Genomic DNA, 13,503 nt, shown 5'->3' on the forward strand with positions numbered 1-13,503 from the left:
GTCCTCAGGCCTCCTTCGTGGGGAGTCGGAAGATCGCCTTCACCAGAGGTGGCGCGGCGAGGAACAGCACGATCAGGGACTGGATGACCAGCACGATGTCGACCGGGATGCCTTCGGAGGCCTGCATGAAGAAGCCACCGGACTTGAACGCGCCGAACAGGATCCCGGCGGCCAGGATGCCGAACGGACGCGACCGTCCCAGCAGCGCAACGGTGATCGCATCGAAGCCGATCCCGGCGTCGAGGCCGCTGGTCGCGCCGTCGGTCACCGAGCCGAGCACCTGGTTGACCCCGGCGAGACCGACCAGGGCGCCCGAGATCAGGAACGCGCTGAAGTAGGCCACCCCGACGTTGATGCCGGCCGCCCTCGCCGCCGACGGGTTCTCACCCACCGCGCGGAACCGGTAGCCCAGCGAGGAGCGGTTGAGGATCCACCAGACCAGGATCGTCGCCAGCACCGCCAGCAGGAACCCGGCGTGCAGGTTGAACTGCGGACCGAGCAGATCCGGCAGGACGGCCGACTCCGGCATCGGCGCGGACTTCGGGTTGCCCGAGCCGGGCGCCTGGAGCAGCGACTTGCGGGTCAGCGCGTAGAAGACCAAGTAGTAGCCGACGTAGTTGAGCATGATCGTCACGATCACCTCGTGGGCGCCGGTGAGTGCCTTGAGGATGCCGGCGATCCCGCCCCACAGGGCGGCGGCCAGCGCTCCGACGAGGATCGCCAGCGGCAGGTGCACGATCATCGGCAGGTCGAGCTTGACCGCGACGAACGCGGCCGCGGCGCCACCGAGCAGCATCTGACCGCGGCCACCGATGTTGAAGAGCCCGGCGCGGAAGGTCAGGCCGATGCCCAGCCCGGCCAGCGTCAGCGGCGCGGCGAACTTCAGCGTCTCGGTGATCGGCTTGATCTGCTGGACGAACGTGCCGCCGAGGTCGTTGTAGACCGAACCCCGCCACAGCGAGACGTACGCCCCCGAGATGGCCTCCCACGCGTAGAAGAACGTGTCGGAGGGGCGGGCGAAGAAGTAGGAGAGCCCGTAGCGGACGTCCTCGTCGGTGAAGAGGATCATCAGCGACCCGAAGAACATCGCGAGCAACACCGAGAGCACCGCGACCAGCGCGTTGCCGGTGGTGATCTCTCGCAACGCGACGTGCCAACGGCTCGCCTCCGGCGCCTGGTCGGCGTCGGAGGACGCCTTCACCGCCTCGGTCGTCTCGATCGACTCGGCTGCCTCGTCCGGCTCGGTCGCCTCGATCTTCTCGGCCGGTTCGTTCTCCGGCCCCTTCTCGCTCACGCGTCGCTCCCTTCAGGAGACTCGCCGGCCATCATCAGGCCGAGGGTGTCGCGCGGGGTGTCGGCGGGGACGATGCCCACGACCCGCCCGCGGTAGAGGACCATGATCCGGTCGGCGAGGGCGGCGACCTCGTCGAGCTCGGAGGACACGACGAGCACGGGGACGCCAGAGTCCCGGGCCGCCACGATCTGCTTGTGGATGAACTCGATCGAACCGACGTCGACGCCGCGGGTCGGCTGGGAGGCGACCAGGAGCCGCAGGTCACGGGAGAGCTCTCGGGCGACGACGACCTTCTGCTGGTTGCCGCCGGACAGCTGCCCGGCCAGGGTCGAGACCCCGGGGGCGCGTACGTCGTACTCGGCCAGCTTCTCCTTGGCGAAGGTGTCGAGCTTCTTGAGGTTCAGCGAGCCGCGGGAGACGAAGGGCTCGTCGTAGCTGCGGTTGAGCATGAGGTTCTCGGCGATGGTGAAGTTGCTGACCAGGCCCTCGACCTGGCGGTCCTCGGGGATGAACCCGATGCCCGCCTCGAGCGCCTTGCGCACCGAGCGGCCCACGATCTCGTGGCCGTCGAGGTTGATCGAGCCCTCGACGTGCGGAGCCAGGCCGACCATCGCCTCGGTGAGCTCGGTCTGGCCGTTGCCCTGGACCCCGGCGACCGCGAGGATCTCGCCCGCGTCGATGTGGAAGCTGATCCCGTCGACGTGTATGTGGCCGGTCTCGTCGGTCACGGTGAGGTCGGAGACGACCAGCGCGCGCTCGCCCGGCTCGGCCGGGTCCTTGTGCACCTTGAGCTCGACCGGGCGGCCGACCATCAGGGCCGCGAGCTCGGCGTTGGAGGCATCCGGGGACGCCTCGCCGACCACGGTGCCACGGCGGATGACCGTGATCCGGTCGGCCACCTCGCGCACCTCGCGCAGCTTGTGGGTGATGAACACGATGCCGGTGCCGGACTCCTTGAGCTGGCGCATGATCGCCATCAGCTCATCGGTCTCCTGCGGCGTCAGCACGGCGGTCGGCTCATCGAAGACGAGCACCTCGGCATCGCGCGAGAGCGCCTTGATGATCTCGACCCGCTGCTGGACGCCGACGGGGAGGTCCTCGACGAGCGCGTCGGGGTCCACCTGGAAGCCGAAGCGCTCGGAGATCTCCCGGACCCGCTTGCGGGCGGCGTCGAGGTCGAGGCTGCCGGCGAACCCGGTGGCCTCGTGGCCGAGCATGACGTTCTCGGCGACGGTGAAGACGGGGATGAGCATGAAGTGCTGGTGCACCATGCCGATTCCGGCGGCCATCGCGTCGCCGGGACCCTTGAAGCGCTGCGGCACGTCGTCGATGACGATCTCGCCCTCGTCGGCCTGGTAGAGGCCGTAGAGCACGTTCATCAGCGTGGACTTGCCCGCGCCGTTCTCACCGAGCAGGCAGTGGATCTCACCCGGCTCGACGGTCAGGGAGATGTGGTCGTTGGCGACCAGGGAGCCGAAGCGCTTGGTGATGTCGCGAAGCGCGAGTCTCATGGCACGGATCATTCCTTGCAGGGGTGGAGAAATTCCGGAAGTACGTGGTGAGGGGGCCGGGTGTATCCGGCCCCCTCGTCGTGGTGGTCCCGACGAGCGGGACCACCACCTAGGTCACTTCGCCAGGTAGGAGTTGACCTTGATCGAGCCGTCCTTGATGCCCGCGGTGACTTCCTCGATCTCGTCGGGGAGAGTCTCGGAGACCTTCGACTCGAAGTTGTGGAACGGCGCCAGGCCGACCCCGTCGTTCTCGAGGGTGCCGACGTACGGCGTCGGGTCGAACTTGTCCTCACCGGCGGCGAGGATGACGTCCGTGGTGGAGGTCTTCATGTTCTTCAGGATGGAGGTGAGCACGACGTCCTTGGTGTTCGGGTCGGTCTCGAAGAAGTCGGCGTCGACACCGATCAGGGCGACGTCCTTGCCGGAGTCGGCGATCGCGGTGAGCGCACCCTGGTAGATCGGGCCGCCGACCGGCAGGATCACGTCGGCGTTCTGGTCGATGATCTGGCGGGCGGTGTTGGTGGCCTTCTCGTTGGCGACGAACTCGCCGGTGAAGGAGCCCTTCTCGCCGCCCTCGTAGCCGACGACCTTGACGTCCTTGTTCTTGGTCTTCGCGTAGTACTCGACGCCCTGCTTGAACCCGTCCATGAAGATCGTCACGGTCGGGAACGGCTGGCCGCCGTAGGTGCCGACGACGCCGGTCTTGGTGTAGTCGGCGGCGACGTAGCCGGCCAGGAACGCGGCCTGGGCGGTGTCGTAGAGGATCGGCTTGATGTTCTCGGCGTCGGTCTTGCCGTCGAAGTCGGCGTCGGCCGCGTCGTCGATCAGGACGTACTCGGTCTCGGGGTTGGCCTTGGCGGACTCGATGGTCGCCGCAGAGAGGGCGAAGCCGACGGTCACGATGGTGTCGCAGCTCTGCCCGACCAGACCCTCGAGATTGGCGGCGTAGTCGTTCTCGCTGTTGGACTCGACGTCCTTGTACTTCGAGCCCAGCTCGTCGGCGGCGTCCTTCACACCCTCGAAGCTGAGCTGGTTGAACGACTTGTCGTCGAAGCCGCCCGAGTCGGAGACGATGCAGGGAAGGTAGTCGCTGTTCTTCTCCCCTGCGCGCTCGGCCGGCGCTTCGCCGCACGCGGCGAGGGCGGCAGCGGTCAGGACCGCGGCGAAGCCGCCGGCGGCGGCCTTCTTCATGTTGTTCTTCACTGGTGCCTCCAGGTCGTTGCTCCGCGAAGCGCGGCGCAAAGGACATTCATGTCCGAACGTTCTCCCCAAAGACCGAGCATTGCCAGGGATTACGCGAACGGTTACCAACTTTTGATCTCGACGAAGCCTAAGCCTCGTAGCTTGTGCTCGGTTGTCCGGACAGGCTTTAAGGTCGAACCATGACCGAGAAGCAGACGTACGCCGCAGAGGGCTTTGACTGGGAAGGCCTGCGTGCACAGGCGGTGGAGGCCGCAAAACATGCGTACGCGCCCTACTCCAACTACCCCGTCGGAGTTGCCGGATACGCAGACGACGGACGCCTGCTCAAGGGCTGCAACGTGGAGAACGCTGCCTACGGCGTGACGCTGTGTGCGGAGTGCGGGCTCGTCTCCTCGCTGCACATGACCGGCGGTGGCCGCCTCACCCATGTTGTCTGCGTCAACGGCTCCGGCGAGGTCATCATGCCCTGCGGCCGCTGCCGTCAGCTGCTCTGGGAGAACGGCGGCCCGGAGCTCCTGCTGATGACCGTCTCGGGCGTGAGGCCGATGTCCGAGGTCCTTCCGGACGCCTTCGGTCCGGAGAATCTCGCATAAGCCTCGTTCCGGTTCGAGAAGTGGTCACTTCGGGCCGTCTTCGTGGGCTCGAGGAGGCCCAAAGTGACCACTTCTCCGGGCGGTCGTGGGTGAGGGGCGTCATCCGGTAGCGGACCTGCGGCGGTCGCGCCTTACGCTGTCCGCATGGCGGAACATGATGCGGTCGAGGTGATCCTCGCCAAGCGCGACGGTGGCGAGCTGAGCGACTCCCAGATCGACTGGATGATCGCGGCCTACACGGCCGGGGTCGTGGCTGAGGAGCAGATGTCGGCGCTCAACATGGCGATCCTGCTCAACGGGATGTCGCGGCGCGAGATCGCGCGGTGGACCGCGGCGATGATCGCCTCGGGAGAGCGGATGTCGTTCTCCTCCCTGGACAGACCGACCGCCGACAAGCACTCCACCGGAGGCGTGGGCGACAAGATCACGCTGCCGCTGGCGCCGCTGGTCGCCGCGTGCGGGGTGGCCGTGCCGCAGCTGTCCGGGCGCGGGCTCGGCCACACCGGCGGCACCCTCGACAAGCTCGAGTCGATCCCCGGGTGGCGTGCGTCGCTGTCCAACGAGGAGATGCTGGCTCAGCTCGGGTCGGTCGGCGCGGTGATCTGCGCGGCCGGTGAGGGGCTGGCTCCGGCCGACCGCAAGCTGTACGCGCTGCGCGACGTCACCGGCACCGTCGAGTCGATCCCGCTGATCGCCTCCTCGATCATGTCCAAGAAGATCGCCGAGGGCACCGGCGCGCTGGTCCTCGACGTCAAGGTCGGCGCCGGGGCGTTCATGAAGACGCGCAGCGCAGCGCAGGAGCTGGCGCGCACGATGGTCGACCTCGGCACCGACGCGGGCGTCAACACGGTCGCGCTCGTGACCGACATGGCCACCCCGCTCGGCCTGACCGCCGGCAACGCCATCGAGGTCACCGAGTCCGTCGAGGTCCTGGCCGGCGGTGGACCCGCCGACGTCGTCGAGCTCACCGTCGCGCTGGCCCGGGAGATGCTGGCTGCTGCCGGTGTGTCCGGCCCGGACCCCGCCGACGTACTCGCCTCAGGCAAGGCCATGGACGCCTGGCGGGCGATGATCTCGGCCCAGGGCGGCGATCCGTCGGCGCCCCTGCCGGTCGCCCGCGAGACCCACGTGGTCACCGCGCCGACGTCCGGTGTCCTCACCAGGCTCGACGCGATGGCCGTCGGCCTCGCCGCCTGGCGCCTCGGTGCCGGGCGGGAGCGGAAGGAGGACGCCGTCCAGGCCGGGGCCGGGGTCACCTGGCACGCCCGCCCGGGCGACTCCGTCGCTGCTGGTAAGCCGCTGTTCACCCTCCACACCGACACCCCTGAGCGCTTCGACCGTGCGCTGGCCGCGCTGGAGGGTGGCTACGAGATCGAGGACGGGGCTGCGTACGAGGCGACGCCGCTGATCCTCGACCGCATCGGCTGACGCCTGGGGATAACCGGTCGCTTCGGGCCACTGCCGGAGTCCAGACTTCATCCATGAAGATCGTCAAGCCACCCAAGGCCGTCGCGGGCGACAAGGTCGCCGTGCTGTCACCCTCGTTCGCCGCGCCCGGGGTGGCACCGGCGATCCACGAGCAGGCGCTGACGCGGCTGACCGACGTGACGGGGCTGGTGCCGGTGGAGTATCCGACGACGCGGAAGGTCGGTGCGACGCCGCAGGAGCGGGCGGCCGACCTGAACGCCGCGTTCGGCGATCCGGAGATCCGGGCTGTGCTGGCGACCATCGGCGGCGAGGACCAGATCACCGTGATCCCGCACCTCGACGCCGACCTGGTGCGGGCCGACCCGAAGCCGTTCCTCGGCTACAGCGACAACACCAACCTTCTCAACTGGCTGTGGACCAACGGCGTCGCCGCGTTCCACGGTGGTTCGACGCAGGTCCACCTGGGCCCGGGGCCAGCGCTCGACCCCGTTCACGAGGCCTCGCTCAAGGCCGCGCTCCTCACCGGCGAAACCCTCGAGATCACCGAGCCGGGGGAGTCCGAGGACATCGGCCGTGACTGGAACGACCCGCGCGCGCTGACGGAGTACGGCGAGCGGGAGGCGACCGAGCCGTGGACCTGGGCCGGGCCGGCCCGCGAGGTGACCGGCCGCACCTGGGGCGGCTGCATCGAGATCCTCCAGTGGGCACTGACCGCCGGACGCTTCCCGGCCGACCCGGGGGTGCTGGCGGGCGGCGTACTCCTTCTGGAGACCTCCGAGGAGCTCATCCCGGCGCAGGAGTTCGGCTGGATCACGCGCTCGCTGGGCGAGCGCGGGCTGCTCGAGGCGATCGACGCGGTGATCGTCGCCCGCCCACCGACCTCGGACTTCGAACGCCAGCCGAGCGCCGAGGAGCGTGCCGCGAAGCGCGCCGAGCAGCGCGACGCCGCGATCGAGACGGTCGCCCGCTACAACCCCGACGCGGTGGTCGTCGTCGGCCCGCCGTTCGGGCACACCCGACCGCAGTGGATCGTGCCCTACGGCGGCGAGATGACCGTCGACGGCACGGCCCGGCGTCTGTGGGCCGACTACTCCTGAGCGGGCCTCAGGCCTCCAGCAGGAGCACGACGGACTCCGCGACACATGCGGGCTTGGCGGAGCCCTCGATCTCGATCGTCGTCTTCACGACGAGCTGGAGGCCGGTGGGGAGCTCGGTGACCTCGCCGAAGGTGATGACCGGGCGGATGCGGGAGCCGACCAGGACCGGCATGGGGAAGCGGACCTTGTTGAGGCCGTAGTTGAGCTTCGCGCCGGGGGTCTCCAGCGAGTAGACGCTCACGCCGAGGTAGGGGATGAGGGACAGCGTCAGGTAGCCGTGGGCGATGGTGCCCCCGAAGGGACCCTCCTTGGCCCGCTCCTCGTCGACGTGGATCCACTGGTGGTCGCCGGTGGCGTCAGCGAAGGCATTGACCCGGTCCTGGTCGACCAGGAGCCATTCGCCGGTGCCGATCTCGGTGCCTGCAGCGTCGGAGACTTCTTCGAGAGTGGTGAAAGTGCGCACCCCCGGAATCTAGCGGCATACGGAATGATGGGCCCATGGAACCGTCCGACATGCAGATCAAGGCCGCCCCGAAGGTGCTGCTCCACGACCACCTCGACGGTGGCGTACGTCCCTCGACCCTCATCGAGCTCGCCGCTGAGGTGGGTCACCAGTTGCCGGAGGGGACCCAGGACGATCCGGTCGCGCTGGAGGAGTGGTTCGTGACCAGCGCGGACTCGGGGTCGCTGGAGCGCTACCTCGACACCTTCGCGCACACGCTGGCGGTCATGCAGACGCTGCCCGCGCTGACCAGGGTGGCTCGGGAGTGCGTCGAGGACCTGGCCGAGGACGGCGTCGTCTACGCCGAGGTCCGCTGGGCGCCGGAGCTCCATCTGGCCAACGGTCTCGAGCTGGACGAGGTCGTCGCCGCCGTCCAGACCGGGTTCGACGAGGGCGTGACTGCGGTTGCGGCGACCGGTCGGAAGATCGTCGTACGCCAGCTGCTCACCGCCATGCGGCAGGCCGCGCGCGCCGCCGAGATCGCCGAGCTCGCGGTGACCTGGCGCGACCGCGGGGTCGCCGGGTTCGACATCGCCGGGCCGGAGAAGGGCTTCCCGCCGAGCCGGTTCCTGGCGGCGTTCGAGCAGCTGGCCGCCGACAACATGCGCTTCACGATCCACGCGGGCGAGGGCTTCGGGCTGCCCTCGATCTGGGAGGCGGTGCACCCCTGCGGCTGCGACCGGCTCGGTCACGGCGTACGCATCGTCGACGACATCACCCTCGAGGAGGGCGAGGCGCCGCGGCTCGGCCGGCTCGCCGCGTACGTCCGGGACCGGCGGATCCCGCTCGAGCTCTGCCCGCGCTCCAACGTGCAGACCGGGGCGGCGAAGTCGATCGCCGAGCACCCGATCGGGCTGCTCTACGACCTGGGGTTCCGCGTCACGATCAACACCGACAACCGGCTGATGTCACGCACCTCGATGTCGGCGGAGATGGCCGGCATCGTGAAGGCCTTCGGCTGGGGGCTGCCCGAGCTCCAGCGGCTGACGACCAACGCGATGAAGTCCGCGTTCATCCCCTACGACGAGCGGGTCGACCTGATCCACGAGATCAAGGACGCGTACGCGGCCCTGTGAGTCGCTGGATGGCGATGAAGCCGTGCTTCGGGTAGACCGCGGTGCAGCCCTTCGCGACCGCGTCCGCGACGACCTGCGGCTGCGCGCGCATCAGCGCCAGGCCCCGCTTGACCAACACGTTCGGTGGCTTGCGGCGCTCGCGGAGATCGCGGGTGAGCCGGCGCCAGAACGTCACCGTCGGTGAGTGGGTGACGCAGTAGGCGGCGGCCAGCAGCCCCGCTAGGCGGCACTCGGCCACGATGTCCTGGGCGAAGATCCCTTCGGCGACGAAGAACGGCGCGTCCCCGAGGGTCAGCGACTGCCAGCCGGTGCGGCCGTCGTGGCCGATGTCGTAGACGGGTACGTCGGCTGTGCCCGTCTCGCACAGCGCCGTGATCGCCTTCACCGCGTCCTCGGGATGCCAGGAGTCGGGATGGTCCCAATCGACCAGGCCCGCGTTGGGACCCTCGGTGATCCGGGGGAGCGAGGGGTCGGAGCCGTCCTTGTAGAAGTCGTCCAGCCTCAGGACCGGGAGGCCGAGCCGCTCGGCCAGGCGGGACTTACCGGCGCCCGAGGGGCCGGCGAGGACGATGACCTGAGCGCGCACCGGAGCATTCTCGCCTGTGGCGGGCCGAAGTCAGTAGCCGGCGCCGGGGGTCGACCCCGCCGACCCCGCCAGCAGCGCGCGCGAGCCCGAGACCCCGAGCCTGGTCGCCCCTGCGGCGATCATCTGCTCGGCCTGCTCCATGGTCCGTACGCCGCCCGAGGCCTTGACCCCGAGGTCGGGGCCGACGGTCTTCCGCATCAGCTCCACGGCGTGGACGCTGGCGCCACCGGCGGGGTGGAAACCGGTGGAGGTCTTCACGAAGTCGGCGCCGGCGTTGACGGCAGCCTGGCAGACGCCCACGATCTCGTCGTCCTCCAGCGCGGCGGACTCGATGATCACCTTGAGCACCGTCGGGGCCGGGGCCGCGGCACGCACGGCGGCGATGTCAGCTTCCACGTCGGCGTAGCGCTTCTCCTTCGCGGCGCCGATGTCGATCACCATGTCGATCTCGTCGGCACCGGCCTCGACCGCGGCCGCGGCCTCGGCGGCCTTGACCGAGGAGAGGTGCTTGCCGCTCGGGAAGCCGCAGACGACGGCGACCTTCAGACCGTCCGGGACGGTGACAGGGAGCATCGACGGCGAGACGCACACCGAGTAGGTGCCGAGCTCGGCGGCCTCTGCAATCAGCGCGTCGACGTCGGCGTGGGTCGCCTCGGGCTTGAGAAGGGTGTGGTCGATCAGCTTCGCGATCTCAGCGGGGGTAGGCACGGGGTCAGCATACGAGGGCTAAGGTTTGCGCCGTGAATGACGATCAGCCCGAGGAGTGGTTCCGCAACTCCAGCAGCACCGTGTGGGGATTCCTCTCGGCAGGGGCCGCGATCGCGGTCGTCGTGATCGACGCGGTCACCGGCTGGCACCCCGAGACGACGGCCGGTGGGGTGCTCTTCGCGCTGGTGGCGTACGCCGCGTTCGTCCGCACCAAGGTCGGGGTCAGCGAGGGCGACTTCGTGCTCCACCACCTCTACTCGACGGTGCGCTTCCCGATGGCCGCCCTGGAGAGCGTCTCGGTCGGCCGCACCCTCGGCGCCTACGCCGGCGGCCGCACCTACGTCAGCGGTGCCGTCGGGCGTCCGATGCGGGAGGCGATCAAGGGCGCCAAGCGCGACCACAAGCCGCTGAGCAACCAGGCCGACTTCATCGAGGACCGGCTCAACGCGCTGGCCCAGGACGCCCGCGACCGGCGCCGGATCAAGCGCGACTCCGACGAGCAGTTCGCCCTCGCCGAGGACGTACGCCGCAGCTGGGACTGGCCGCTGATCGCCATCACCGGCGTCGTGGCCGTCGCCTTCGTGGTCCTGCTCGTGATCTAGCCCGTCTAGACGCCGAGGGCGGCGCGGATGTCGACCTTGAGCGCGCCGAGAGCGATCTCGGCGTCCGTACGAGCCTGTGCCAGCGCCTCGGGGGAGTCGACCGGCTCGACGACCTCGAGGTAGCACTTGATCTTGGGCTCGGTGCCGCTGGGCCGCACGATCACCCGCGACCCGCCGGCCAGCTGGTAACGGATCCCGTCAGTCGGCGGCAGCCCGCCGATACCGGTGGTGAGGTCGTCGAGCTGCTGCACGGTGGCGCCGGCCAGCGCGGTCACCGGCCGGTCGCGGAGGCGCTGCATCGCGGCCGCGATCTGGGCCGGGTCCTCGAGCCGTACGGAGAGCTGGGTGGTGGCGTGCAGGCCGTGCTCGACCGCGAGCTCGTCGAGCAGGTCGGCCAGGCCACGACCCTCCGCCTTCAGCGACGCCGCCAGCTCGCACAGGAGCAGGAGCGCCGAGATGCCGTCCTTGTCGCGTACGTGCTCGGGGTCGACGCAGTAGCCCAGCGCCTCCTCGTAGCCGAAGGCGAGCCCGGGTGCGCGCGAGATCCACTTGAAGCCGGTCAGCGTCTCGGCGTAGGCCTGACCGGCGGCCGCGGCGATCTTGCCGAGCAGCGAGGAGGAGACGATCGAGGCTGCGTACGTCCCGGTCACGCCCTTGCGGATCAGGTGGGTCGCCAGCAGCGCGCCGACCTCGTCACCGGTCAGCATCCGCCACTTCTTGCCGACCGGGATGGCGGCAGCGCAGCGGTCGGCGTCGGGGTCGTTGGCGATGACCAGGTCGGCGCCCTTCTTGCTCGCCAGCGCCATCGCCCGGTCCATCGCCCCGGGCTCCTCGGGGTTGGGGAAGGCGACGGTCGGGAAGTCGGGGTCGGGCCGCTCCTGCTCCTTGACCACGAGCGGCTCGGGGAAGCCGGCGAACTTCATCGCCAGGTTCACCAGGTCGCCGCCGACACCGTGCAGCGGCGTGTAGACCGTCCTGAGGTCACGTGGGCCGCCTTCGGCGAGGAGCCCGACGACCGTGTCGAGATAGCTGTCGACCAGGTCCTCGCTGATCGTCTGACCGGCCGGTCCCTGCGGGACCGAGCTCACCTTGTCGACCGCCGCGATCCGCTTCGCGATCTCGATGTCGGCGGGCGGCACGATCTGCGAACCATCACCGAGGTAGACCTTGTAGCCGTTGTCCTGCGGCGGGTTGTGGCTCGCCGTCACCATCACTCCGGCGCTCGCGCCCAGGGCCTTGACGGCGTACGCCAGCACCGGCGTCGGCAGCGAGCGCGGCATCACCAGCGCTTGGAGACCCGCCCCGGTCATCACCTCGGCAGTGTCCTGGGCGAAGACGTCGGAGTTGTGCCGGGCGTCGTAGCCGATCACCACCGGTCCCTGCGCGCCGGTAGCGAGCAGATAGCGGGCCAGCCCCGCGGCGGCCTTGATCACGACCACCCGGTTCATCCGGTTGGGCCCGGCCCCGAGTGCGCCCCGCAGCCCGGCGGTGCCGAACTGCAGCATGCCGGAGAACCTGTCGGCCAGCTCGGCCGCGGCGCCCGGGGCCGTGGAGGTCAGGAGGCTCTCGAGCTCTGCTCGGGTCTGTTCATCTGGGTCTTCGGCCAGCCATTCCCGTGCCTGGACGACAAGCGCAGATTGATCTGTGGGGACCATGGATCTGACCCTAGGTCATCGGGAGCTCGAAGATGGAAGGGCTTCTGTGTTTTGTGGTTGGGTTTGCCGCCGACCCTTTCGGGGAGGGTGTTCTCGGCGGCAGGGTTTGGCGCGAAGGTTTGGGTTGGGCGCAGGCTTGGGGATTCTGGTTGGTGTTTCGTCCCGGTCAGCCGGGCTGGGTGGGAGGCGAACGAATTTTCGTTCGTCCGGAATTTGCCCCGGGACTCGCGAGGTGGGACCTCACGGGGAGGCGAACGAAAATTCGTTCGTCTCAAGATGCCGCCTCAGCCGGGGTGGGGTTGGTGGGGTGGAAGAAGTTTTTCTTTCACGCGGAGACCCCATGGCTGATGTAGGTGTGGAGCGGTCACCTGCCGTCCTTTACTCCGGGGCAGGTCGAGAAGACCCTCGAAGAAAGGGTCGGCGGCCCAGCCCAACCCCGCGGACCACTCAGATCTTGGGCAACAGATCGCCGAGAAGCGCGCCCATCCGGGTCGCGGCGTTGCGGCCGGCCTCGAGGACCTCGGCGTGATCGAGCGGCTGATCGGAGATGCCGGCGGCGAGGTTGGTGACCAGCGAGATCCCGAGGATCTCCATCCCGGCCTCGCGGGCCGCGATCGCCTCGAGGGTGGTCGACATGCCGACGAGGTCACCGCCGATGATGCCGGCCATCTTCACCTCGGCCGGCGTCTCGTAGTGGGGCCCGGGGAACTGGACGTACACGCCCTCATCGAGCGACGCGTCCACCTCCTTGGCGAGGCCGCGGAGACGCGCGGAGTAGAGGTCGGTGAGGTCGACGAAGTTGGCGCCGACCAGCGGAGAGGTGGCGGTGAGGTTGATGTGGTCCTTGATCAGCACCGGGGTGCCGGGGGACCAGGCCGGGTTGAGCCCGCCGCAGCCGTTGGTGAGCACCATCGTCGAGCAGCCTGCGGCCGCGGCGGTGCGTACGGGGTGCACGACGGCGTCGACGCCCTTGCCCTCGTAGTAGTGGGTCCGGCTGAGGAAGACCAGCAGGTTGCGGCCGCTCGCCGACCGGATCGAGCGGATCTTGCCGCTGTGACCCTGGACCGCGGCGGCGCTGAAGCCGGGCAGGTCGGTGGTGGCGATCTCGGTGTAGTCCTCGCCGAGCGCGTCGGCGGCGGGCAGCCAGCCCGAGCCCAGCACCAGCGCGATGTCGTGCTTCTCGATGCCGGTCTTCTCCGCGAGCGCGGTGGCGGCTTCCTTGGCGAGTTCGTAAGGCGTGGTCACTCG

The 13,503-nt window shown here is 69.3% G+C and carries 13 protein-coding genes; 5 read left to right on the plus strand and 8 right to left on the minus strand.

Annotation, left to right across the window (positions count from 1 at the left end; translation table 11 throughout):
- Positions 1 to 4: 4 nt before the first annotated feature.
- The 3 genes from ACFX43_RS26500 to ACFX43_RS26510 all read right to left on the minus strand — a co-directional run bounded on the left by ACFX43_RS26500 (position 5) and on the right by ACFX43_RS26510 (position 4,008).
- The gene (locus ACFX43_RS26500; RefSeq protein ID WP_378838481.1) at positions 5 to 1,294 is read right to left on the minus strand and encodes an ABC transporter permease; all 1,290 of its coding nucleotides are present in this window, start codon (positions 1,292 to 1,294) and stop codon (positions 5 to 7) included.
- On the minus strand, positions 1,291 to 2,805 hold the full coding sequence (locus tag ACFX43_RS26505) for an ABC transporter ATP-binding protein (RefSeq protein WP_378838486.1): 1,515 nt from the start codon (positions 2,803 to 2,805) through the stop codon (positions 1,291 to 1,293). The genes ACFX43_RS26500 and ACFX43_RS26505 overlap by 4 nt, the downstream gene beginning before the upstream one ends.
- Before the next feature lie 114 nt (positions 2,806 to 2,919).
- On the minus strand, positions 2,920 to 4,008 hold the full coding sequence (locus ACFX43_RS26510; protein ID WP_378838490.1) for a BMP family protein: 1,089 nt from the start codon (positions 4,006 to 4,008) through the stop codon (positions 2,920 to 2,922).
- A 179-nt stretch (positions 4,009 to 4,187) separates the two neighbouring features.
- On the opposite strand from ACFX43_RS26510, the gene ACFX43_RS26515 reads away from it, so the two are divergent.
- From ACFX43_RS26515 to ACFX43_RS26525, 3 genes are all read left to right on the plus strand, one after another.
- A complete protein-coding gene (locus tag ACFX43_RS26515; RefSeq protein ID WP_355019714.1) occupies positions 4,188 to 4,601 on the plus strand; it encodes a cytidine deaminase in 414 nt (137 codons plus the stop codon).
- 144 nt (positions 4,602 to 4,745) lie between these two features.
- A complete protein-coding gene (locus ACFX43_RS26520) occupies positions 4,746 to 6,029 on the plus strand; it encodes a thymidine phosphorylase (protein WP_378838495.1) in 1,284 nt (427 codons plus the stop codon).
- A 53-nt stretch (positions 6,030 to 6,082) separates the two neighbouring features.
- Entirely contained in the window at positions 6,083 to 7,126 is a 1,044-nt protein-coding gene (locus tag ACFX43_RS26525; protein WP_378838502.1) for a S66 peptidase family protein, read from the plus strand.
- A 7-nt stretch (positions 7,127 to 7,133) separates the two neighbouring features.
- Here the strand turns inward: ACFX43_RS26525 and ACFX43_RS26530 are convergent, their stop codons facing one another.
- Entirely contained in the window at positions 7,134 to 7,589 is a 456-nt protein-coding gene (locus ACFX43_RS26530) for a MaoC family dehydratase (RefSeq protein WP_378838505.1), read from the minus strand.
- Positions 7,590 to 7,624: 35 nt separating this feature from the next.
- On the opposite strand from ACFX43_RS26530, the gene ACFX43_RS26535 reads away from it, so the two are divergent.
- Positions 7,625 to 8,704, plus strand: coding sequence for an adenosine deaminase (locus ACFX43_RS26535; RefSeq protein WP_378838510.1), 1,080 nt, complete (start codon positions 7,625 to 7,627; stop codon positions 8,702 to 8,704).
- On the opposite strand, the gene ACFX43_RS26540 is transcribed toward ACFX43_RS26535, so the two are convergent.
- Both ACFX43_RS26540 and deoC read right to left on the minus strand, forming a co-directional pair.
- Positions 8,679 to 9,290 carry a uridine kinase gene (locus ACFX43_RS26540; protein WP_378838514.1) on the minus strand — a complete coding sequence of 204 codons (612 nt, stop codon included), beginning with the start codon at positions 9,288 to 9,290 and terminating at the stop codon, positions 8,679 to 8,681. The genes ACFX43_RS26535 and ACFX43_RS26540 overlap by 26 nt on opposite strands.
- A 30-nt stretch (positions 9,291 to 9,320) precedes the next feature.
- Positions 9,321 to 9,998: a deoxyribose-phosphate aldolase gene (deoC, locus tag ACFX43_RS26545; protein WP_378838519.1), complete on the minus strand. Its 678-nt coding sequence runs from the start codon at positions 9,996 to 9,998 to the stop codon at positions 9,321 to 9,323.
- A gap of 32 nt (positions 9,999 to 10,030) precedes the next feature.
- Here deoC and ACFX43_RS26550 point away from each other — a divergent pair, with 32 nt between their 5' ends.
- Positions 10,031 to 10,600, plus strand: a complete 570-nt coding sequence (locus tag ACFX43_RS26550; RefSeq protein WP_378838523.1) for a hypothetical protein — start codon at positions 10,031 to 10,033, stop codon at positions 10,598 to 10,600.
- A 5-nt stretch (positions 10,601 to 10,605) separates the two neighbouring features.
- Here ACFX43_RS26550 and ACFX43_RS26555 read toward each other — a convergent pair whose 3' ends face one another.
- Both ACFX43_RS26555 and ACFX43_RS26560 read right to left on the minus strand, forming a co-directional pair.
- The gene (locus tag ACFX43_RS26555) at positions 10,606 to 12,255 is read right to left on the minus strand and encodes a phospho-sugar mutase (protein WP_378838527.1); all 1,650 of its coding nucleotides are present in this window, start codon (positions 12,253 to 12,255) and stop codon (positions 10,606 to 10,608) included.
- A gap of 447 nt (positions 12,256 to 12,702) precedes the next feature.
- Positions 12,703 to 13,500 (minus strand): purine-nucleoside phosphorylase, encoded by a 798-nt coding sequence (locus ACFX43_RS26560; RefSeq protein ID WP_378838531.1) that lies wholly within the window; start codon positions 13,498 to 13,500, stop codon positions 12,703 to 12,705.
- Between the last annotated feature and the right edge of the window lie 3 nt (positions 13,501 to 13,503).

The organism is Nocardioides sp. YIM B13467 (genome assembly GCF_042788075.1).
In the GTDB taxonomy this organism is placed as follows: Bacteria; Actinomycetota; Actinomycetes; order Propionibacteriales; family Nocardioidaceae; genus Nocardioides.